Annotated in this window: 19 protein-coding genes; 11 read left to right on the top strand and 8 right to left on the bottom strand. The window is 52.3% G+C overall.

Features of this window, described 5'->3' with window-relative positions:
• Positions 1-9 precede the first annotated feature (9 nt).
• The 6 genes from thrB (at position 10) to SIB41_RS06665 (ending at position 8,276) form a co-directional block, all read left to right on the top strand.
• Positions 10-960, top strand: coding sequence for a homoserine kinase (gene thrB / locus SIB41_RS06690; protein ID WP_413357722.1), 951 nt, complete (start codon positions 10-12; stop codon positions 958-960).
• Positions 961-1,016: 56 nt separating this feature from the next.
• Positions 1,017-2,588 (top strand): NAD(P)H-quinone oxidoreductase subunit 4, encoded by a 1,572-nt coding sequence (locus SIB41_RS06685; protein ID WP_063399344.1) that lies wholly within the window; start codon positions 1,017-1,019, stop codon positions 2,586-2,588.
• A gap of 3 nt (positions 2,589-2,591) precedes the next feature.
• The gene (locus SIB41_RS06680) at positions 2,592-4,739 is read left to right on the top strand and encodes a M3 family metallopeptidase (RefSeq protein ID WP_413357720.1); all 2,148 of its coding nucleotides are present in this window, start codon (positions 2,592-2,594) and stop codon (positions 4,737-4,739) included.
• A gap of 4 nt (positions 4,740-4,743) precedes the next feature.
• On the top strand, positions 4,744-5,187 hold the full coding sequence (locus SIB41_RS06675; protein WP_413357718.1) for a hypothetical protein: 444 nt from the start codon (positions 4,744-4,746) through the stop codon (positions 5,185-5,187).
• Positions 5,188-5,325: 138 nt separating this feature from the next.
• A complete protein-coding gene (locus tag SIB41_RS06670) occupies positions 5,326-5,997 on the top strand; it encodes a hypothetical protein (RefSeq protein WP_413357716.1) in 672 nt (223 codons plus the stop codon).
• Positions 5,998-6,674: 677 nt separating this feature from the next.
• The gene (locus SIB41_RS06665; protein ID WP_413357714.1) at positions 6,675-8,276 is read left to right on the top strand and encodes an NCS2 family permease; all 1,602 of its coding nucleotides are present in this window, start codon (positions 6,675-6,677) and stop codon (positions 8,274-8,276) included.
• 850 nt (positions 8,277-9,126) lie between these two features.
• Here the strand turns inward: SIB41_RS06665 and SIB41_RS06660 are convergent.
• Genes SIB41_RS06660 through SIB41_RS06625 form a run of 8 tightly spaced genes read right to left on the bottom strand, consistent with a single transcriptional unit; the run spans position 9,127 to position 19,280 of the window.
• The gene (locus SIB41_RS06660) at positions 9,127-10,212 is read right to left on the bottom strand and encodes an alpha/beta hydrolase (RefSeq protein ID WP_413357712.1); all 1,086 of its coding nucleotides are present in this window, start codon (positions 10,210-10,212) and stop codon (positions 9,127-9,129) included.
• Positions 10,213-10,232: 20 nt separating this feature from the next.
• On the bottom strand, positions 10,233-10,745 hold the full coding sequence (locus SIB41_RS06655; protein WP_413357710.1) for a hypothetical protein: 513 nt from the start codon (positions 10,743-10,745) through the stop codon (positions 10,233-10,235).
• Between the two features lie 46 nt (positions 10,746-10,791).
• Positions 10,792-11,493 carry a hypothetical protein gene (locus SIB41_RS06650; RefSeq protein WP_063403242.1) on the bottom strand — a complete coding sequence of 234 codons (702 nt, stop codon included), beginning with the start codon at positions 11,491-11,493 and terminating at the stop codon, positions 10,792-10,794.
• Positions 11,494-11,551: 58 nt separating this feature from the next.
• Positions 11,552-12,172, bottom strand: a complete 621-nt coding sequence (locus SIB41_RS06645) for an esterase/lipase family protein (protein ID WP_413357707.1) — start codon at positions 12,170-12,172, stop codon at positions 11,552-11,554.
• A gap of 21 nt (positions 12,173-12,193) precedes the next feature.
• Positions 12,194-12,607: a dihydroneopterin aldolase gene (locus SIB41_RS06640; RefSeq protein ID WP_413357705.1), complete on the bottom strand. Its 414-nt coding sequence runs from the start codon at positions 12,605-12,607 to the stop codon at positions 12,194-12,196.
• On the bottom strand, positions 12,574-13,890 hold the full coding sequence (locus SIB41_RS06635) for a glutamate-5-semialdehyde dehydrogenase (RefSeq protein WP_413357703.1): 1,317 nt from the start codon (positions 13,888-13,890) through the stop codon (positions 12,574-12,576). The genes SIB41_RS06640 and SIB41_RS06635 overlap by 34 nt, the downstream gene beginning before the upstream one ends.
• Positions 13,891-13,924: 34 nt before the next feature.
• Positions 13,925-14,839, bottom strand: coding sequence for an ROK family protein (locus tag SIB41_RS06630; RefSeq protein WP_413357701.1), 915 nt, complete (start codon positions 14,837-14,839; stop codon positions 13,925-13,927).
• 4 nt (positions 14,840-14,843) lie between these two features.
• On the bottom strand, positions 14,844-19,280 hold the full coding sequence (locus SIB41_RS06625; RefSeq protein WP_413357699.1) for a translocation/assembly module TamB domain-containing protein: 4,437 nt from the start codon (positions 19,278-19,280) through the stop codon (positions 14,844-14,846).
• Between the two features lie 65 nt (positions 19,281-19,345).
• Here SIB41_RS06625 and SIB41_RS06620 point away from each other — a divergent pair, with 65 nt between their 5' ends.
• The 5 genes from SIB41_RS06620 (at position 19,346) to SIB41_RS06600 (ending at position 22,907) form a co-directional block, all read left to right on the top strand.
• Complete coding sequence (locus tag SIB41_RS06620; protein WP_011129818.1) at positions 19,346-19,825, top strand: Ycf51 family protein; 480 nt, start codon at positions 19,346-19,348, stop codon at positions 19,823-19,825.
• Positions 19,815-20,219, top strand: coding sequence for a DUF4332 domain-containing protein (locus SIB41_RS06615; RefSeq protein ID WP_413357697.1), 405 nt, complete (start codon positions 19,815-19,817; stop codon positions 20,217-20,219). The genes SIB41_RS06620 and SIB41_RS06615 overlap by 11 nt, the downstream gene beginning before the upstream one ends.
• Positions 20,220-20,285: 66 nt before the next feature.
• The gene (locus SIB41_RS06610; protein WP_011129820.1) at positions 20,286-20,552 is read left to right on the top strand and encodes a hypothetical protein; all 267 of its coding nucleotides are present in this window, start codon (positions 20,286-20,288) and stop codon (positions 20,550-20,552) included.
• Positions 20,542-22,185, top strand: a complete 1,644-nt coding sequence (locus SIB41_RS06605) for a CocE/NonD family hydrolase (RefSeq protein ID WP_413357695.1) — start codon at positions 20,542-20,544, stop codon at positions 22,183-22,185. The genes SIB41_RS06610 and SIB41_RS06605 overlap by 11 nt, the downstream gene beginning before the upstream one ends.
• Positions 22,140-22,907 carry a DUF3887 domain-containing protein gene (locus SIB41_RS06600; RefSeq protein ID WP_413357693.1) on the top strand — a complete coding sequence of 256 codons (768 nt, stop codon included), beginning with the start codon at positions 22,140-22,142 and terminating at the stop codon, positions 22,905-22,907. Before SIB41_RS06605 ends, SIB41_RS06600 begins: the two co-directional genes overlap by 46 nt.
• Positions 22,908-22,980 lie beyond the last annotated feature (73 nt).

Genomic DNA, 22,980 nt, shown 5'->3' with positions numbered 1-22,980 from the left:
CAAGTAGGGATGGCGCAGCCGAGTATCGGCCAAAGAATTGTGGTTGACGTACCGTCCACCACAGCCAACCTTGGCCCTGGCTTCGACTGCCTTGGCGCTGCCCTTGACCTCAACAACCGTTTTGCCATGCGGCGGATCGAAGGGGATAGCGGACGCTTTGAACTCATTATTGAAGGCAATGAGGGAAGCCACCTACGCGGTGGGCCCAATAACCTGATTTATCGCGCCGCCCAGAGGGTGTGGAAAGCCGCAGGGCTCGAACCGGTGGGACTAGAAGCCAAAGTGAGGCTTGCGGTACCCCCCGCAAGAGGCCTAGGAAGCAGTGCCAGTGCCATCGTGGCAGGGTTGGTCGGAGCCAATGCCTTGGTGGGCGAACCGCTCAGCAAAGAAAAACTGTTGGAACTGGCCATTGACATTGAGGGACATCCCGACAATGTGGTTCCTTCTCTTCTGGGAGGTCTTTGCTTGACTGCCAAGGCAGCCTCGCAACGCTGGCGGGTGGTTCGTTGTGTCTGGATCAATTCCGTGAAAGCCGTTGTAGCAATCCCCTCTCTTCGCCTAAGCACGAGCGAGGCAAGGCGCGCCATGCCTAAAGACATCCCGATCAGCGATGCCGTAGAAAACCTTGGTGCCCTTACGCTCCTGCTGCAGGGACTGCGGACAGGAAACGGCGACCTGATCACAGATGGGATGCACGATCGATTGCATGAGCCCTATCGCTGGCCATTAATCAAAGGTGGTTTGGATGTTCGCGATGCGGCTCTGAATGCCGGTGCCTGGGGTTGTGCCATCAGCGGAGCTGGCCCCAGCGTGCTGGCTCTTTGCCCTGAGGATAAAGGGCAAGCAGTCAGTCAGGCAATGGTAAAAGCTTGGGAGGCCGAGGGTGTAGCAAGTAGGGCTCCACTGCTTAGCATTCAGTCAGGAGGAAGCCACTGGCAACCTCAGATTGAGGATGAGTAGATATACTCAAGCGCCCGCCCGGGGCTGATCAGTTCCTTCGCATTCTCTTGCCTGCCATGGACGCCAATTTGCCGCTGACGGCTGCGTCCCAGGCCTCATTTCCCTGGCTTTCCCTGATCGTGTTGCTGCCGGCAATGGGTGCCCTGCTGATGCCTCTGTTGCCAAAGAATGAAACAAGTAACTCCCAGGCACCACGCAATTTTGCACTGGTCTTTCTGCTGGTGGATTTCGTGCTCATGCTGGTTGTATTTAGCCGCATGTTTGATGGTCAGGATGGAGGGCTTCAGCTGGTTGAACGGGTTAGCTGGATTCCCTTCATTGGCCTGGAGTGGTCGCTAGGAGCAGACGGCCTTTCGGCTCCTCTGGTAGTGCTTAGCGGGCTGATCACTCTTCTTGCCGTGGCAGCTAGCTGGAAGGTGCAAAGCAAGACAAGGCTTTATTTCGCCCTGTTGTTGGTTCAGGCTTCTGCCCAGGGGCTGGTTTTCCTCTCTCAAGATTTCCTGCTGTTCTTTCTTGCTTGGGAACTAGAGCTTGTTCCGGTCTACCTGTTAATTGCCATCTGGGGCGGAAGCAGACGTCTATATGCCGCCACCAAATTCATTCTCTACACCGCTCTAGCGTCTTTACTGATTCTGATCAGCGGACTCGCTCTGGCACTTTCTGGTGGTGAGTTCACGCTCAACCTCACTGAATTGGCCAATCGATCTCCAGAAGGCAGTCTTGGACTCCTCTGTTATCTGGGCTTTCTGGTGGGCTTTGGCGTAAAGCTACCGATGTTTCCTCTCCACACTTGGCTGCCAGATGCCCATGGAGAAGCCAACGCACCAGTGTCGATGCTGTTGGCAGGGGTACTCCTAAAGATGGGTGGCTATGCCCTTTTGCGCTTCAACGTGCAAATGCTGCCTGATGCTCATCTTCAGCTAGCGCCGGCCCTAATCGTGATTGGGATAGTCAACATCATCTACGGAGCATTCAACGCCTTTGCTCAAGACAACGTGAAACGACGAATTGCCTGCAGTTCTGTGAGCCACATGGGCTTCGTTCTGTTGGGTATCGGCGCGATCGATGCTCTCGGGATCAGTGGGGCCATGCTGCAGATGATCAGCCATGGCCTGATTGCAGCAGCCATGTTTTTCGTCACAGGAACGTTCTACGAACGCACGCAGACCCTCTCCATCCCCAATATGGGTGGCCTGGCCAAGGTCTTGCCAATCACCTTCGCTTTTTTCTTGGCCAGCTCCCTGGCTTCCCTCGCCCTGCCAGGAATGAGCGGCTTTGTCAGTGAAATCACCGTCTTCCTTGGCATCATTAGTCAGGAAGGATTCACTTCAATATTCAGGGTTATCACGATCGTGCTGGCGGCGATTGGACTGGTGCTTACCCCCGTCTATTTGCTGTCGATGTGTCGACGGGTCTTTTTTGGGCCCAGGATTCCCGCCCTTGCAATGATCGAAGACATCAACCCCAGAGAGCTGACCATTGGGCTCAGTTTGATTGTGCCCACGTTGGTGATCGGATTTTGGCCTCGAGTCGCCATCGATCTCTATGAGGCTTCAACCAATGCTCTCGCTGATCGACTGATTAGCCATAGCTTGGTAGCCCAAGGTTCCCTGCTACCCCTTGGCTGAATAATGCCTGTTGCTGTGAACGAAATAAAGTCATCAGCCCTCCTCCAGGGTGAAGGAATCCCAAACTTCACTGCCATTACTGCTCAACAAGTTCAGGATCACATGCCTGAACTTCTCTGTGCTCTTAACAAACAATTCAGCCGGCTGGAACAAGACATAGACAAAGTTTTGGTGTCTGGCAAGAGCATTAATTGGGAACAAGTCATGTCTCCTCTGCATCGGCTGCAAGAGCAATTGCGTTGGAGCTGGGGAGTTGTCTCCCATCTCAACGGCGTCTGCAATACCTCCGAATTACGGCAAGCTCACGCTGCACAAGAACCAGAGGTGGTGCGCTTTGGAAACCTTATGGGCCAAAGCCAAACACTTCATCGTGCCCTGCGCCGGCTTAAAGACCAGACCTCAAGGCCATTGCTGGATTCGACTCAACAGCGGATTTTGAACGCGGAATTACTCTCCATGGATCAACGAGGCGTGGGTCTCGATGACGACGCACAGCAGGCTTTTAATACCACCAGTGAACAACTGGCCGAGCTGTCGACCCGCTTCAGCAATCACGTCCTGGATGCAACCCAGGGATGGAGCCTGCTCCTCAATCGATCAGCACAAGTTGAAGGACTGCCGCAGAGGGCCTTGGAGGTTTTGTCCTTAGCAGCCAAGCAAGCCGGAGATCACCGAGAAGACGGTGGAGAACCTACAGCGGAGCAGGGTCCCTGGCGATTAGGTCTAGATATGCCCCGCTACATCCCCTTCATCACCCATGCAAAAGATCGAGGGCTACGTGAAACGCTCTACAAGGCTCATGTGAGTAGAGCGAGTGCAGGTGAGTTAAACAATCAACCATTGATTGAAGAGCTGCTAAGCCTTCGGCTTGAGCAAGCTCAAAGGCTTGGCTACAGGAACTGGGCTGAACTCAGCCTGGCCAGCAAAATGGCCGAGGGCGTTGAGGCCGTCGAGCAGTTGCTTGATGAGTTGCGTGCTGCCGCTTTACCCGCAGCCCAAAAGGAGTTAATTGAGCTCGAGGCCTGTGCCAAAAAACATGGAGCTCCAGAGGCCAGCCAGCTCAAACCATGGGATGTAAACTTCTGGGCTGAACGGCTGAGGCAAGAGCGCTTTGACCTTGATCAAGAAGCGCTGCGCCCTTGGTTTCCCCTGCCACAGGTTTTGGAAGGTTTGTTCGGACTTTGTGAACGTCTTTTTGGCATTCGCATTCAAAGTGCCGACGGCGAGGCTCCGATCTGGCATCAAGACGTGCGTTATTTCCGGGTGTTGGATGCCAATGGTTCAGACCTGGCAGCGTTCTACCTCGATCCCTATAGCCGACCAGCCAGCAAGCGAGGGGGGGCATGGATGGACGAATGCCTGACACGCAGCAAAAGCCTCGAGGGCCAATCGATTCTTCCTGTGGCCTATTTGATTTGTAACCAGACTCCACCGCAAGCAGAGACACCAAGTCTGATGAGCTTCGATGAGGTGGAGACTTTGTTCCATGAGTTCGGCCATGGCCTTCAGCACATGCTCACGACCGTTGAGTATCCACAGGCTGCTGGAATCAACAACGTGGAATGGGACGCAGTGGAACTGCCTAGCCAGTTCATGGAGAACTGGTGCCTCGATCGCACCACGTTGATGGGGATGGCACGTCACTGGCGTACTGGCGAACCGCTTCCGGAGGAGGAGTTCGCAAAATTGCGCTCCAGCCGCACCTTTAATGCCGGTTTGGCAACTCTGCGCCAGGTGCACTTCGCTCTCACTGATCTGCGTTTGCATAGTTGCTGGACACCAGATCTCGGCGTGACCCCAGATCAGCTGCGCCGTCAGATTGCTCAGACCACCACGGTGATGCTTCCGATCGCCGAAGATCAATTCCTCTGTAGCTTTGGCCACATCTTCGCCGGTGGTTATTCCGCCGGGTACTACTCCTACAAGTGGGCAGAAGTTCTTAGTGCTGATGCCTTTGCTGCCTTTGAGGAAGCTGGTCTGGAACTTGAAGATCAAGTTCGACTCACTGGCGCTCGCTTTCGCGACACAGTTCTCAGTTTGGGAGGTAGCCATTCCCCAGCAGACGTCTATGAGCAATTCCGTGGACGACCAGCGACCACTGAGGCATTGATTCGCCATTCCGGCTTAGCCGCAAGCGCTGCGGATCAGTGAGGAGATGGCTGAAGAGATACCGCACTCTCTGAACCCCCTAGCGTTATCACAAAGCTGGGGCCAAGACGAGCATGACGATATCCACACGGCACCACTGATTGCACTTGAGGAGGTGCTTGAAACAAGCAGCTTGCGTCGCGGCATAAGCCGAGAACACTTGCTAAGTGAGTTGTTGCGTGATCTCGATCATCGCCGTGTAATCCCCCTGATAGGAATGCTGCCGAGAGGCTGGAGGATGGCCCCGGCCGTTCTTCCTGAACGTCTACGAGGGATTGCAACCCTATTAGAAGATGGTTTGCTAAGCCCTCTGCTGTTGGCAGCGTTGGCTGATGACCTACAGCATCTGCTGCCGATTCGGGAGAACGAACCGCCCAGTGCCCTGGAACTCTGGCGCCAACCCTCAGTTGCCTTAAAGCCAGGACATGGTGTGGGGGTGCCGTGCAATTGAAAGAACTGTCGATTACTGGCCAACCAGCCAATCACTAGTGATGCATTTTCTGACCCGAAACAGCTTGCTCCAACCGCTTTAGGGAAAGGCCTCACGGCACTCGGTAGTGGCCTGGTCTGGCACAACGAGGGGTTGGTCATGCTTCAGAACGAGTCTTCTCAACGCATGAATGAGCTCATGGCTCAGGTGCTCAATTGCCTCGCTGCCAATCGTCTACCAGAGGCATTGCATCCCTCGGAACCTTTCTTATTCGAGGGGCTATCGTCAGGACGTCAACTGATTGAGTTGCTGAACCGACAGGGTTGGCACTGTTGCGGACGAATTAGAGCCAGTGTGGCCAGCTTCGGCCTGGGAGCTAGCCAAGCCAATGAAAGCGGGAGATGGTTTCAGGTCCCTTTGGCGATTCCATATCGCACGGGTCTAGAGGATGATCGCAACCAGGAGATTCTCAGCTTGTTGCCGCATTGCAGCTTCGAGCTTGAGCTGCAACCACAGGGCAATGATTCCATTTTACTGCAGTATTGCCAGGGTATAGAAGGTGTGAATGGCTGGGCTGCGATGAACGACCTGCATCGGCCCTGGCAGAACGATCGCCACAATGGAACAGTCGCGTACCCCAGTCAGCCATTGACACAGCAACGCCTCGCCGATGCAATAGAGATCACCGAATTAATCGCAGCGGTGCACAATATGGAGGCAAGCTCGCAAAAGCTACATCTAGGGGGGGGTATGGAGCCCTGGGCTATTGCATTGATTCAACAGCACTACTGGAGCAATGCCTTAACGGCTCTACCCATTTATTTCCACTGACACTCGGAGGAATATGGCGAGAACGACTACGCCGTAGCCTCGAAACCTTCTTGATCAGGGTTTTTTATATCAACACTAGTGTGGTAGATCGCTACCGTTGGGGCCTTGACACGTTGCCCCAGGATCTGAGCCTGCAAGGCTCTGCACGATTAGAGGCAATGCAGAGGCTTTTAAGCTGTCAACCCAGCCACATTCCATTTGCTCTTGTGAGGAACCTCAACGGCGAAGTGGATCTCTAAAGCGATGCCAATGCACGTTTTCAGTTATAGATAGATCAACCGGAAGCCGAGCGAGTCAATGCCAAGCAGATGATCTACTGCCACATCAGTGAAGTTAACAAGCCTATCGAAAGAACAACTTTGCTCTGGGGGGGATTTCATCAAGCTTCTTAGTCACGAGAAATCAAAGTAGATGCTTTTGATCATGATGCATAGAATTGGTTAAGCATCAAGTTCATTTAAGCCTTTAATGCCTAAAAGAAGCTAAAGGCAATTCAATCAAGGGAATCGTGCTTGCGAAAAGTACACGTGCTAACTAAGCAGACATGAAGCTTGAAAAAGCATAAATCGTCCACTTGAACTGCCTCCTATATAACAAGCAAGGCTCTTTTGAGAAGACATTGTCTTGCATCATCAGGAAGTAGCAAGACATGATTGAACTGGTCTTACCCAACTGCCATGCATTCAGATCTCAAGCAGAAGCACTGGAGGCCGCAATGGTTTGTCCGTGGAGATGTCGACGGATTCCTAGGACTTGGCCTCGATAACTTGATTCAAGTCCTCTTGATAATTGCCTTATGTCGCAACGTGCTCGGCTATCCGAATGAATTAGTTTTCGGCACAATCCTTCCTGCCACAGGAATAAGCCTGCTGATAGGCAACCTTGCCTACGCGCATCAGGCTCATCAACTTGCCAGCATCGAAAAACGTAGTGATCGGACAGCTCTGCCCTACGGAATCAACACCGTGAGCCTGTTTGCGTATGTGTTTTTGGTAATGCTCCCTGTGAAACTCACCGCATTGGGCCAGGGAATGGATGAGGTAAGTGCTGTTCGCCTTTCCTGGCAAGCAGGGATGGTGGCTTGCCTGGGCTCAGGGCTGATCGAAACAGTAGGGGCTTTTACAGCAGGGGTACTGCGTCGCTGGCTGCCTAGGGCTGCATTACTTGCCACTCTCGCCGGCATTGCTCTTGGCTACATCGCCCTTGGCTTTCTGCTGCGTACCTATGCCCAACCTGTAGTGGGGCTGACAGTACTAGCAATTGTTCTGGTCACCTATTACGGACGCTTGCGATTGCCCATTCCTGGTGGCTTGCTTGCTGTTGTTATTGGCGTGGGGCTTGCTTGGAGTACTGGATTAATCGATAGCGACGCTAGCCGTTGGAGTCAGGAAGCAAGTCAGATTGGCTTGCGCCTTCCTCACCTAGAAATCGCCAATCTTTGGAATGCTCGTGGCCAGCTGCTGCCCTGGCTAGGGGTGATTGTGCCAATGGGCCTATTCAACGTGCTGGGATCTCTTCAAAACATCGAAAGCGCAGAGGCGGCAGGTGATCGTTATTGCGTTCGAAGCTCTTTATTGATCGATGGCATCGGCACAATGGCTGCCGCAGGTCTGGGGTCTTGTTTTCCTACAACCATTTATATCGGCCATCCAGCCTGGAAGGAAATGGGGGCTCGCATTGGCTATTCCTGGCTAAATGGCTTGGTAATGGGTAGCGCTTGTCTTCTAGGTGTTTTTGGTTTGGTCGCAGAGTTGGTACCTATTGAGGCAGGCATGGCGATCGTGCTCTATATCGGCATCGTGATTGCTGCTCAAGCCTTTCAAGCCACGCCTAGCACCCATGCACCGGCAGTAGCTCTTGGCCTGCTTCCTGGACTAGCAGGATGGGGTGCATCTCTGATCAAGGCTGGTTTGCGCGCAGGAGGAGCCGGAAGCAATTCAGAACCTTTTAATTCAGCTTTATTAGGAAGGCTTCAAGAAGCTGATGTATGGGCAAGTGGTGCTTTTGCCCTTGAGCAAGGACAAATTATTACCGCCATGCTGCTAGCGGCAATGTTGGTTTATGTGATCGAACAACGCTTTTTAGCAGCAAGCTTTACTTCTTTCCTCGCATCTGCAGCCTCATGGATTGGGATCATCCACGCTTGGCGATTCACCCAGGCCGATACTGTTCTGGAGCTTGGCTGGGGAGTTGGTAGCTCCTGGGCAACGGGCTATCTACTAATGGCAGTTGTGTTCATGCTCGCCGGTTTGCATCAGCGCAGATTGATTTCTGGTTGACAAAACTGTTTTCAAAATGCATAAGTTAAAGAAATGAGCGTAGATAACACTACTGGATCAATTCTGCCAGGCTGCTGCATGTCACGCCTCTTCGTTTGTAGAATGGATGCCAAAAAAATATTTACAACGATGACTGATGCCTAAGAGAATGACTCGATCCCAGTGGAAGGGATGCAGATCTTCTCTGATAATAACCTTGAGAATGTTATTGGTGGAGTTATGAGAGAAAGAGTTTTGAACGAAGATGCTGATATTAGGCTTGAGGGATTGTAAGTATTGGTTTAGAGCTAAGACGTTCATGGCTGAATTTATAGTGCTAAGTAATTACTTTTAAGTTTGAGATAGTCTCAGCACACCGCTTGGGATGAGTGTTCAAATGCCAAGATCAAAGTAAACCTAGCCACCTTATAATTGTAAATTATTTACATGTCTCTATGAAATACAACATCATTGATCCCCTAGATCTTATCCTGAAAAATGGTAGGCACTTCTTAGTGTGGTAGTGGAATTCTCGAAACCTGGATTCGTTTTGCCAATAGAGAGGACACATTGAGCAGTTAACCTGCCCCAGCCACCGAAAGAGTTTCACCAGCTACGCCTTTCAGTGCTTCATTGGAAAGGTTTTGGCGGCCTTTATTGTCTGCAGCTAAGTCTTCAGGGTCTTTTTGGGAGTCGCAAGAGATATCTTTATGAGGGGATAGAAGGCTGGGAGGTTGTAGCTTGGTTGGCTAACATGTTGGCTAGTTTCTTCCCTGAAAATTTCAATCTTCAATCATTGTGTGCAAGTCTGGTCGTGCTAACAACTTGTATTAATGCGAAAAAACTATGTAAAGACTGACTTTATAGGCGCTTATCTGGTCATACATAGTTCACAACAAATTGCATCAACGACTTTAGAGCTGAAATCATCACTGAATGGTCCTGAGTGACCACAATGGTTCATGCCGGAAATTTCATAGCGAGTCAGCTTCCTTTTGCGTTGCCATCGATTCCAGTTTGACAATGGCAACAGTGGAGAACGCCCTGGGTAAGCCACTTGACCAAGAGCCGCAACAGGGTCTTTTCCGCCAACGACCATAGCCACACGATTGATCTCTTCTAAAGCACCATTCCCACTGAACACTCCACAGACAGTGATCACTTGTACTGGAACACGACAAAGTTGTTGCAAGATCTCCGCTGTCCCAATAGCCATCTCTCCTCCTCCGCTGTAACCCACTAATACCAGGCGCACAGCCTTACTGGGATGGAAGCCAAGCGATTCAAGACGACGGGCGATTTTCAAGGCAAGCTCATAATTCATCACCGGGCCATAACGGCGGTCAGAGGAAATTCCCACTTTGATCACATTATTGGCTTGTACACAAAAGGCGCTTAGAAAACGAACTAATGAATTGGGATGATGCTCTTGTAGAGAAAATAACCTTCGCCAGAACCACTGACTGTATGAATCTGAACGCAGTGCAACAGGCATGATTGTGTAAGCCTCAATGCCTTTGACTAAAATAGACTCATGATCAATTCCTTCTTCTAGTTGCGAGAGGAATCGACTAACCCGTGGAGGATGGTCTTCTTCACTTTGATGAATGCCATCCAGGTAAATGATGTAATGCCGATGTCCAGAAATATCCGGGAATCGTTCAGTAAATAGATGACTTGGGTTAGGAAGACCATCAAGCCACCCTTCCCAAAAGACAAAGTCAAGCATCACTGAATAAATACCTGACAGAGGGACCAAGATGATCACCAGAAGTGCCGCAAGCTTAAGGAGCTCATCAATCGATTCGCTGGTTACTAATGCAATAGCATCGCGACGAATCACAGCTCCGCACAGGAACAAAAGGATGGCTGAGGCCAGCATCAAAACAACAACTGTCCTGCGGCTTGTAAGCAGCAGGACACGATGATGGCGAAGCGAAGATCTAGTTTTAGTCATGATCTCAGATCAGATCCAACTCAATGATTAAGAGCCACTTCTCGTGCTAGTTGGGCGTAACTTGATTTCCACCTCTGAGCGAACAAGAGCGCAATTAAAACAAGTGCCAAGGCAAAACCAGGAAGGGCCATGACCAAGCCTTGCTCGAGAGGTATACCATAAATAGCTTTTAATAAAACAACTACATTGAGGTGAATCCATGCGAAAAGTGTTACAGCAATTAGATCACTAATATAAGGAGCTCCGGCAAGAATGTAAAATAATCCTGGCCAAATTGCTGGTAGTATATGGTTTGCAAAAGTAATCGGATGTAAAGGTACATCCTTTAGAGAAGTAAGGATCAAGCTGTCACAGAGAATCCCCAATAGAAAAGCTAGGCTTAGGCCTAGCGCATCAAATAATAAATGCACGGCAATTTGAACAGGACCTAAACGATTAGCAAGGAGAGAAAAGAAATGTGCTGCTGACATTGAAAGGCCAACTGCCAGCAACAATTCAACTCCAGCCTCCATTTTAAGCAGTACTTCGGCCATGGAATCAAGGCCTTGGCTGAGTCCGCTTAAGCCCTGTAGAAGAGCATCAGGCACGACGCATCTCCGGACGATTTACGATCCAGAGAACAAAAATTGAAAGAATAGCACTGTAGAAGCACCATACTGAATTGAAAGCCATGCTATATGTAAACAGTGTCAGAATGATAGATAATACAATTAATGCTCCGAAGAGTTTGACGGCTTTGTCTTTAAGAATTAGCAAAGGAATAACAATCCAGCACCAATAAATCAGTTCTCCAATAGGCTCTGTATTGATGAAATTATGGAAGATGGTGTTGACGTTGTAGACGATCCTTCCGCCTGTCACTAGTCCTGGCTGGATCAACGGTGGATGTATTAATAAAGGCAGCCAGAATGAGATTCCAAGGATGGAACCAATAATCCAAACCCAGCGTAAGGCTCTCTTGACTCCTTCACTTTCGGAATGACGCCCAATCGAGTATGCGCTCCATGGAATCCATATCATCCAGAAGCAATAGGCAAAAAATAGAAAGCCAACAGAAGTAATTGAGGTGAGAGGTTCGACCGGTGAAGCTACTGTTTCTCCATGACCTAATCCCACCCATACAAAACCTTCAATAAATTGCTGTAACCCGAAGAAGAACGGTACTAGGGCTAGAGGTTTGTAGCCGGGACGTTTCGCTTCAGACGCAAGATGGTGGGTATAAAGCCCTAAGGGCATGAGGACCGCTGCAGCCGTAAAGCTGGCTGACGCTGAGAAACACATTTGTATGCCTGTTTATGAGTGTTTGCTCAGTTTGGTCAGGTAAATCGACTTCGCCAAGTTAATTACTGAGAAGCTTTGAAATCAGCAACTTCAATGCCAGCGGATGAGACATCAATTGTTGATGCGTGATTACTGGAACGGCCTGTTGCTCACCCACCGGTAATACGGCTTGCCATCCTGGAACAACCATGACATCCCATCGACAGAAATAACTGCTGCATTCAATGTCTTCTAAGGCTGAAACATCGCCGTTGAGCTTGCGCAGTAAGGGGCTGCCGCGCTTCATATCCGCTAAACCAGCAAACAAACAGGCGGGAATCCACTGGGCTGTGAGGGTGCCTCGCTGTGGACTTCCTACACTCAGAAAACGATGCGTTCGTCGTGATCCACCTAGTTGTTGCAGCCAAATTCGACTGATCACCCCTCCCATCGAGAATCCAAGTACATCGATAACCGTCTCGGCCCCCCACTGCTCAACGATGAGCTGATCCAACGTCTCCGCCAGCTTGAAAAGCGGAGCAGCTCCCAGGCGATGAGGCAGATGGGGGATCTGTAGAGGTAGCTGATGCTGTTCGAGTGCCTTCACCAACCGCCTAAAAAGATGCGGGGTATCCCAAAGACCATGTACAAGCACCAATGGTCGACGGGGTTTATCCACTGATGCGACATGCGTAAACATCGCGAAAAGCCTTGACAAAGATCAGGGTGTTGGCCAATTGCGACACCTTTCAACAGCCACACTGCCACTAAATCCAGGCACCGGCGCAGCACATTTACGCACAAGCACTCGCATTGGCACAGGACCGTAGAGATCTTCCAAGAGCACTAGCAATCGCTCGCTGAAGTGTTCGATGGTGAAACACTTCAGTTCAAAGGAGAGTCGTTGCATTGCACCAATAGCCAAGCTGTAGTCCGCAGTGGCATTGAGGTCATCATCCAGGGCAGCCTTGTCAAGGTCTAGCCAAAGGCTGAAATCCAAGCTGAACCACTGCCCTTCACGTCTTTCATGGTGAAGCACACCCACGTGAGCCCACAAGCGCACATCGTTAACATGAATGGCTCCAAAAGGGAGACGATTGATCACAGCGGTAGGTCCTGGTGAGTGAACATGCATTCACCATTGGCATAGTCCGCCACAATGTGGCCTTGTCCACGCAACCGATAGCGATAGGTCACCAGCCCTTCCAAGCCAACCGGCCCCCTTGGAGGCAGTGTTTGAGTACTGATTCCAACCTCGGCTCCAAAGCCATAACGGAATCCATCGGCAAAACGCGTGGAGCAATTGTGAAAAACACCGGCACTATCGACAGCTTGGAGAAAACGCTCAGCCGTCTCCTGATCATTGCTGACAATCGCCTCCGTGTGACGGGAGCTATAGCGACGGATGTGATCCAGGGCTCCCTCTAGATCAGGCACCACTTTCACTGACAAAATTAGATCGAGATATTCCGTAGCCCAATCCTCTTCACTTGCTGACTCTTCTACTCCTAAAGCCCGGCTCGCTGAATCCCCAAGCAGACGAACCCCGGCTTGATGAAAGGCAGGAATTGCAAGCTCTAAAAACGACGGTGCAATGGACTGATGAATGAGCAGAGTTTCAATAGCGTTGCATGCTGCGGGGTACTGGGTCTTGCTATCGATTGCAATCTGTAGGGCCTGCTTCAGATCCGCCGCGGCATCGATATAGAGATGACAGATTCCGTCCGCATGACCAAGAACCGGAATTCGTGTGTTGTCTTGAATGAAACGCACCAGTTCGTTGCTGCCGCGAGGGATGATCAAATCCACTAGGCCATCAAGGCGAAGTAGGGCAAGGCTTTCCTGACGGGTCGTGAGTAAGGCAATTGCCTCGGGATCGATCTCTGTTTTAGCCAGACCATTCTTCAACGCCTTAATGATGGCCTGATTGGTGTGGCTTGCTTCGCTGCCGCCCTTGAGAAGTGCGCCATTGCCAGAGCGAATCGCCAGTGAAGCGATCTGAATCACGGCATCTGGGCGTGCCTCAAAGATTACCCCCAGGACTCCAAGAGGAACGGTGATGCGCTCCAGCACAAGGTCTTGATCTAGTTCACGATGCAACTGACGCAAACCAAGGGGATCAGATAACTGAGCCAACTGCCTGAGCCCCTCGATAGCCGAATCGAGTTTGCTTTCATCAAGCTTGAGCCGCGCCATCAGGGCAGAAGCAAGTCCCTCAGTTCGAGCCTTCTCTAAATCGAGTCGATTAGCCCTAACGATCTGCTCAGAGCTTGACAGCAAAGCATTGGCCATTGCCATCAGGGCCTTACGCCGCTGGTTGTCATCACTTTGCCCAAGAGCCATGGCTGCTTGCCGTACCTCTGCTGCAAGTCGCAGCAACTGGGCGGAAGACTCAGGAACTCCAGGAGAAGTTGTCATCACAGCGCGGCACAGCTGTGCTCATCATCACTCCTCAAGGGGCATTGCCGACACTTAAGAGACGTTGAAAGGCAAGTCGAGCTGCCCCCAGGCGACCAGCTCCATTACCAAGGGCACAGGAGCGAATCTGCAAACCCTCCCTGCTTACAGCTTGTACCCGCTTCTCTACTTCCTGACGGACCGCTGGTAGGAAATGAACTGCTCCACCTGCAAGACCTCCTCCAACCAGCACCAGCTGAGGGGTGAAAACATAGACGAGAGAACTGATTCCCACCCCAAGTTTGCGGCCATAGGTTTCCCAGATCTCGAGAGCCTCGCGATCGCCAGAAGCAGCTCGTTCGCTTAATTCTTCTGGGTCCCCAGCCCATAGGCGTTGAAGGGCGCTAATGCTGGCGTACTGCTCTAGGGAGCCTTGGTTGCCACTGTTGCAGCTAGGACCTTCCGAATCCACCCCAATCAGACCAGGCTCGGCTGCAGCCCCGTTATGACCGACAAACAATTGACCCCCAAGCATGACGCCCCCACCTACCCCGGTGCCAAGAGTGAGCAGAACGACGTTTTGAAAATCTTGGGCCGCGCCCTGCCATGCTTCACCAACGAGAGCACAGTTGCCATCATTCGCTAGGGTGACGTGCCGATTCAGTCGTGGTTCCAACCAGTCGGCTAAAGGAACCTCCAGCCATCCAGGCAGGTTTATACAGACCCTGGCGACTCGCCCTTCAGCATCCATTGGTCCTGGCAAGCCCACTCCCACGAATGCAGCATGATGGTTTGGATCAACAGTTTCGATAGCTTCGCAAAGAGCAACTGTGACAGCACCTGGCACCGAGGGTTGAGGGGTTGGCAACTCGGTTTCTGCCAACAGATGGCCCTGCTGATCAAATCGACCTAACTTGATCGCGGTACCTCCCAAATCGACACCGATGAACTGAGCTAAGTCGGTTGCCAACTGGTCAAAAGCGGAAAAATAATTGCAATTGGCTCTGCCAAATTCCCTGGCTGTCTACAGAACCTGAGAGATTCATGCTGGGACTGATTTGATAAGTAAGGGTGCCTTGCGGAGGAATATCGTTGCGGTCTGGTGTCGCCAAAATAGAAACGTTAAGTCGCTTAGTGATATCAATACCAATGTCTGTGACTAACTCGAGAGTGGGTGGGACTTGCCCAGAAACGCGCTCTTGTTGACTCGTCACAACCGGCGAGACGTATGCAGGATAAAGGGCAATTTGCATTCGTTGACTGAAAGCATCAGAGATTGATCCAAGAACAGGCGTGAGAAGAGATTGACCGATCACAGTCGCTAGTGCCGCACGACCATCTTCTCCCGATAACCCTGCCAGTGAATTTCCTCCAATTAACCCCAGCAATTGAGCACGAGGCAGTGACGGCGAGCTGCGTAAGTCAATGTTTTGGAAAAGACGATTTGCAGGTCCCTCGGCCTTCACCATCACTTTGATCAAGCGGAACTGTCCTCCGGCTCCAAGAGTACCTGTTCCATTGGTGTCAAATACATTCGCTGATGCGGCATTACTGTCGGTGCCGATGCTGATGCTGTCGGAGACCTGGCTGTTCATGGCGACATCAACGTAAGGGATTAGGCCCAAAGAAGGAGTAAACACAGCGACATTCGCAGCTCGCTGATCAAGACTGAAGAACGTCGTAAACAGATTCAGCCGCCCATTCAGTAGCCGAATCACACCACGAGCCTGAAGCTTTGGATCTAGGGGGCCATTCAAACTGAGCAATCCTTCTGTACTGAAATTGGCCAGCGCATTAGCAGTGATGCGCAAATTTGGCCCCAGCTTTAAACGCAGGTTGTCGAAGCTGATAGAGGGGATGTTGGGAATCATCGAGCTCAACATCTTCCTCCGACTGACCTCTACATCTGGTCCAAGCAAGACCAAGGGTTTCTTAAAATCCCACTGCTCCTCAAGCAGGGTGTTGGCATTAACAACTTTGGGGCTGCTAGAAGTTGCTGTCGCTTCTCCGGCTCCAGGCCTTTTGGTGGATTGAATGGCAGAGTTGATCGGTCGCAGAAGCCCTGAGCCGGCGGGTGAGATCGTTCCTTCTTTGATCGTGAGCTCACCGCCAATCAAGGGTTTCAGTAAGGCACCCGTGAACTTGAGCTTGGCGGCCACCCCTACATCAGCCTTTGGCAACTTAAAACGGGACTTACTGATCTCGATCGTCAGGGGCTGGTCTTCAGGTGCAGGGCGAAGCAAGGCAATGGATCCCGCACCTTGCAAGATGCCCTTTGAACCAATCTTTGCTTTGAGACGCTGCACCTCAAGGCGATTGAAGTCAAAAAACATGGCAGCCTCCAACCCTTTGACAACTTGTTCCATGACGACGAATTCGCCGTTTTGCACCACCAAAAATCCATTCGCCTGAGGAGCGCTAAGGCTGCCGCTAAACAACAACTTGAGGTCGGAGTTACCGCCCTTCCAGGCGACCGCACCTTCAGCAAAATCAGCCAGAAAATGTAGGCCGTCGCCGTGGCTCTCAACCCTGACGTCTATCGGCAAGGAGGGATCAAGAGGCACTTGACCGGTAATGGTTACCGCCTCTTTGGAAGAAGAGCTTCGCAGCGCCAAGTCGAGGTTTAGGAGGGCATCATTCAAGAGAATCTGCCCTTTGTCCAAGCTCAATGAGCTTTCAGCCAATCTGGCGCTTTCCATCACTAGATCAGCTGTGATCTCAGGGGTTCCCCGTCTGAGGTTGTATCGACCCGAAAGTCCCAGAGCGCCCCGCAGTGCTTGAGGTAGAGGTGCAACCAACGAAAGCAGAGAAAAGGGAACGTGCAGCAGTGAAAACGACCCTTCCCCACCATGCAGAGGTCCTTGAATCGAGGCAAAAATGGGTTTGACTTGTAGGGCGTGATCCTGATCCTCACCTTCTGTCCAGAGATGACCGCTGGCCTTTAGCCCCAGATTGAGCTTGGACAGATCGGGACCCTTCAGATCGATCACCGCATCCATCTGCCCACGTAGATCTTCTGGATTGATGATCCTGCTACGACGATTTTGCTGGTCGAAACGATTGACGGAAGCCTGCGCCGCTGCCAAGACTTTGAGCTGATCGTCTAGAGACCTGCCCAAGGTTTGCATCAACAGAGTGCCCAGATCTTGGGCTCGCCCAATCGAAGCTGGAAGAACATCATTAAAATTAGAAAGTTGCTCTGCACTAGAGATCAGCCAACGCGCGCTTAGACCGCGTGCCTTTGCCTGAGCAGAGAGTTCGCCACCAAGGCGACCTCCCGCTGCAAGATTGATCTGGCCTGTATCCGCTGGTAGCAGCTCACCAGTCAGCTTGTAGCGCTGGTTGGCAACCCTCCCCTGAAGCAAAGCCTGTTGAAATTGCAGACCCATCAACCCTGGATTGCTGATGGTGACTTGGCCTTCCATGGCCAGTGGCTGAAGACCCAGGCTGCCTGATCCGCTGAGTTGACCATAAACGCCTTCAAATCGCTGCTTTGAAGACAGGGCCGCCTCAATCCCATCCACTTTGAAGTTGTTCAACTCCCAGCGATAGTGAGCTGGGATGCCGTTTAGCGAGAGACGGCCATCGCCACGGTTAATCGCCAACTCCTGTGGCAACCAGTCGCGTCCCAATCGAGATGAGAGCTGCCCAGGGATCACCGCCCCCACTGATTCCATCAGCAGAGTGCTACCCCCAGCAGGGAGTCCGGCTAAGTTCCCTTGCCAATCTTCCAACAACCGCAACCCTCCCGCCTCTGGATTCACCATCCGGAGGGAAAGATTTGGACGAAGGGCCGACAATGGCCCTCTCACCTGCCCTGAAGCAGCAAGGGTTCCAGCTAAAGAGGTGCCGAGAAGCGGACCAACACGAGCTAAAGGGAAAGGACTCAAATTCAGATTGGCCTGCAGTTCTCCACTGCGTAGGCGTCCTTGATCTACTGAGAGAGGCAAGTCCGCCACAACTTTGAGCAGGGGACTGTTGAACTGCCTTAAGCGGAGCAAACCGGAATCTGCTGACCACCCCGCTCGCAGAGACCAGGTTTCCAGCAATGGATTACGTTGCTGAGCAAGGCTTAGCTGAAGTTGGGGGCTCGATGAAGGGCCCTCAATCTGAAGCTTGCCTTTGATCAAGGCTTGGCTGCCGAGAAGATCAGCAAGCACAGGGATGCGCTGCCATGCAGGTCCTGCAAACTCCAGGCGCTGGGTGTTCAGCCCTAACTCGGGATAGAGGGGACCTCTTGCACGGATCTGAAGACCTGGACCACGAACATCAAAAGTGTCAATAACGGCCCTGAAGGCCTTGGGATTGCGCCAGTTGGTGCGCATCTGCAAGTTCAGTTGCAGCGGACCATCAACGGGGATGTTTGGGGCAAGAATCCAGCGGCCACTGGCGTGCAGATTGGGCTCATGCCAAGGTCCATTGATCCGGGCTTGGAAGGCATGCCCTTGTTGCCGCCGGTTGACCTTGAGGTCGAGGTTGTAGGAGTGATTGAGACGAGCACCTCCCTTGAGAGACGCTGTCCAAGGGCCGTAACGCCACTGGCTGAGAGGTAACTGAAGACGATCTTGACGACAGTTGATCTTGGCTTCACGAGATGAGAGTGACTTTTTGAGGGGACCACCCTCTAATTGGAATCGAACCAATGACAGGGCTCCCTTGCAGCCCATGCGTCCCTGCTTAAGACTCACTTGGAGGTCACCGCCAATCTGACCCTGCATTTGCATGGGCAGCGTTCCCGGCAAAAGCCCCTGCAATGGTTCAAGGCTGATTTGGTCCAAACGAGCATGGGCCTGAAGCTCTAAACGATCCCAGCGCCCACGGCCCTTTAGGAAGAATCTTCCACGATCTGGCAATACAAATTGGACAGACCCATTGGCCCATCCCTCCGCCAGCTGAAGGTCTGCCCGTGTGGTGGCGGTGAACTCCAAGTTTGCCGGTTCGATGCGGACCCTGGCGGGCTGAGTTAACCGCAGCTGAAGATCAACCTTTGGGGGAGGATCGCCTTTGGATGGACCAGGGACCCAGTAGAAACCCTTGTGATTACGACGTAGCGTTAACCGTGATCCTTCAAGGGTGAGTACGGCAACGGGTCGCAAACGGAACAGGCTGGCCATTGGGGCAAGGCTGATGGTTAGACCAGAGAGCGATGCTGTGGAATCGTCATGACTTCCAGGCAGCACTTCAGTGGGACCAATGGCCATACCCCAGGGCCGCAGGCCCTGATAGGCACCAATTTTGACAGGATGGCCTAGAGGTTTTGAAAGCTGTTGCTCCAGTTGCGGACGCAGACGTTCAAGAAGGGCCGCAACAACTCGATCGGCGCCAACCCAAACAACCAAGCTGCTCGTTAGCAGTAGAACAGCAGGGCGTTTCCATCGCCCTTTAGCCAAGGATTGACTCTTCTCTCCCATCGATTTGAGTCAACCTTCCTGGGAGCGTGCGAAATATAAGTAGTTCTCTTGAGGTTCACCAGTCCATGTCCATTCCAGAGCTAATTGAAACCGCAACCGGATGGCTTGCCTGGTCAGGCCTAGCCCTAAGCCTAATGACCCTGATTGCTTTCTTGGTTCGTTGGGGACAACGCTTCCGGCTGGTGGGAGTGACCAGCTTCAACCTTCTTCTTTTGGCAAGCTGTTGGGCTTTTGGCGTGAGCTATACCCCCCCCCTCAAGGTGGAAGGAGCTCTGGTGGTACCCGTGGTGTTTGACAACAGCACGGACCTTGTTGTCGCCCAGGTCCCCGATGACTTTCCGGATGAAGCGGTTGAAGCCACATTGCAGCAACTAGCAGGCAACATCCATCGCGGTGGATATAACGGCAGTGAGGTGCATGTGCGGCTACGCAGGCTGGAATCGGTTGGAGAGGGTGTCAGTCAACCCGTCATCCTCGGCGAAGTCATACGCGACTTGCGTCAGAACATCACGCTGCCATTAGCCGAAAAAAGTGATGCAGGTTGATCAACCTCTGGGAGATTTACCTCAAAGCTTTCGTGACGAACAAGCCCTGCTCGTGGCCGCAGGGATCACAACATGGAGCGCATTGAAACGCCTTGAGGAACAGGAACTCAACCGACTTGCTAAGGGAGGGCTTGCGACGACCCGCAACCTGAAACGATTGCGAGGCATGGCGGCACTTGTTTGTGATCTGGATCTAGAACTGGCGGATGCTGCCTTGCTGATCCACTCCGGGCTAGCCACTGCAGCCGCTTTGGCAGCTGCGACTCCTCAGGATGTCGTGCATCAGACGGGACGGTTACAACGCCAACTCAATAACCATCGACAATCGAGCGTGGACCTTGCTATGGCCAATCGCTGGATCCAGCTTGCTCGCACGAGGCAACTGCAGAACTGACCTAGCGAAGCCCCACAATCCCGACAAGAGTGTCTCAAATGATGACAGCGTGCATGTTTGGGAGCAATGCGCTATTTGCCAGCGCTGATCGTCGTAGCCCTTGCCAGTGCTTCGGATGTCAAGGCGCAGTCCAGCCTTCTTGAAAGCGTCAAAAACAACCCAGGCGAAGCGCGCGAATTGTGCAGTCAATTTAAGGCTCTCAATACCAAAGGGGTTTCTGCTTATTCATCTCAAGCGATCTCAGAAGTTGCCCGCCAGCGCAATCTCAGCTCCAATAACGCTGAGATTCTGGCCACCTATGTGATTGGAATGAACTGCCCGGATGTGCGTTGAAGGTCGAACGAGCTCTGGATCCGTGAACTGGCACGATGCCTGGCTGACACTCTCTGACGGGGTCAAGCTCGTTGCCAGGTTATGGATCCCGAAAGGTGAGGGACCCTGGCCTGCTCTCGTGATGCGTCAGCCCTACGGACGTGCGCTCGCCTCAACTGTGACTTACATCCATCCTGGTTGGTGGGCAAGTCACGGATATCTGGTCGTGGTCCAGGACGTACGTGGTCAAGGGGATTCCGAAGGCCACTTCAATGGCTTCCTGCAAGAAGCTGCTGATACCAGTCAGACGCATGCATGGGTTCGGGAGTTACCAGAATGCAATGGCCGCCTTGGAACCTATGGGTTTTCCTATCAGGGCCTAACACAGCTGCTTGCCGAACCTGGGACGCCGCCACCGGATTGTCTGGCACCAGCGATGGCAGGAGTTGATGAGCGCAACCATTGGAGTTGTGAGGGGGGTGCTCACTGGTGGCATCTTGGCTTGGCCTGGGGGCTGCAACTTGCAGCACTACAAGCTCGTCGCTGTGGCAACTGGGAAGCATGGAGAGAGCTTCGCCGCAGTTTGGAAGACGACAGCTACCTGTATGAGGGGCCGGCACTTCTGAAACGCCACGATCCCGATGGGATGAGCTTTAGATGGCTACATCAAGCGAACCAAAACGATCACGGCTGGGTTGTACACAAGCCCTTGGATTCCTGGCTTCGTCAACCGATGCTGCTTCTGGGTGGCTGGTGGGATCCCCATTTGAATGGCCTGCTTGATCTCTATCAACGATCAAGCCAAGTAGGTGGTAGCCCAGAACTTCATATCGGTCCAGCGACTCACCTGCAGTGGTGGCCTGATGCACAGCAACTTCAGCTGGAGTTCTTTGATCGCCATCTGAAATCTTCGAAAGCCTTAACTAATTCAAGACCCCATGGGCGGATCTGGAATATCACGTCTTGTTCTTGGCAGACATTTGCAAGCCCCACCCAGATCACAACATCAGCCAATGTCAGCTGGAGTCTTGTCAGTGGAGGGATGGCCTGCTTGGACCCCTCAGAAGGCACCCTGCATCAGAACAAGAAAGGTGGCGGCGTGGTTTATGTGGTTCATGACCCTTGGCGACCGGTTCAAGCAGTGGGAGGACATCTCAGCCCAAAACCAGGAGTTGCTGAGCGCAGCGCCTTGGATCAGCGCGCCGATGTGGCTACCTTCACAAGCACTGCTTTGCAGGAACCTCTCCAACTCAATGGGATCCCATTACTGCAGCTGACCGTGCAGTCAGATCAACCGGGATTTGACCTTTGCGTTGCCCTCTCCATTGTTAATTGCAACCACAGCGAGGTGAAGCAGCTCTCAACAGGTTTTCTGCGTGTGCAAGGAGAGCAGGCCCTGCGCATGCTGCCGCGCAAGGTGAAACTTCAACCAATACTTGCAGACCTGCAGCGAGGAGAACATCTGCGCCTATCTCTCGCAGGTGCAGCTTGGCCGGCCATTGGTGTCAACCCAGGCCACGATCGTCATCCTTGTGGCCCTCCAGGACCCCATTGCCAAGTGGTGACCATGACACTGCAGCTCAATGGATCCAAGTTGAGGTTTTTGTCATGGAACTCCGGCAAAATAGTTTTCGATTTGCCCCAAGAGTTTTGAAGCTGTCTGTTTGCCTGCTGAGCCTATCCCTTGGATTGCCCATGGGCCTGAGTGCACTAACCCTTCCGACTGTGGCAGCGCAGGAGACCATTCAAAAGACCACTTTGAGCCCTGCTGAGGCGACAAAAACAGCGCAAATCCTGCTCAAGGCATTAGTGGTGCAAGACGCCAAAACCATCTATGGCCAACTTTCAGAATCTCTGCGCAGCACCACCACCACTGAACGAATCCAACAACGTCTGAAAAGGCGCCCTCAAGTCAAGTCAAGTCGCATTGTCGACGTCTCACCAGGCATAGACGACACCACTGTCGACGCGATGGTTGAGACCATCGATGGAGACGTCCCGTTGATCATGGTTCTCGATCAGGAAGGGAAATTGATCGCATGGAAATGGAGTGGTCAAGCATTGCCGATCGAGCAATCGGCCATTGATTTCGTTGACGATTTGGTCTCTGCTCGCTGGACCGCTGCGCGTTCCTTTCTTGAACTGAGCTTTCAACAGGAGTTGAAACCACAAGACTTGAAACGCAAGTGGACAAAACTCAATCGCGTCAGCGGCGGTTTCCAAAAGGTGAAAGATGCAATTGTTGCCAGCCAAGGAGGGGAACAGCAGCTGGTTCTAGTGACCATTGAGTTTGGCGATTTAACAGACAACCTTTTTGTCATTTTCAACAGTCAAGGGGAGATCATCAACGTGGATTTCTCAGCTGATCTGGTCTGATTGATCAGCGTTCGCTGATTCAACTGCTCCCTCTGGTGCTCAGTCTTCCCTTGCGGTCCATGAATCGACCTAA

It is taken from the genome of Prochlorococcus sp. MIT 1201, from assembly GCF_047303415.1.
Taxonomy (GTDB): Bacteria; Cyanobacteriota; Cyanobacteriia; order PCC-6307; family Cyanobiaceae; genus Prochlorococcus; species Prochlorococcus marinus_D.
Note: the sequence above shows the minus strand (reverse complement) of the source record. Positions and strands in the feature narration are given on the sequence as shown.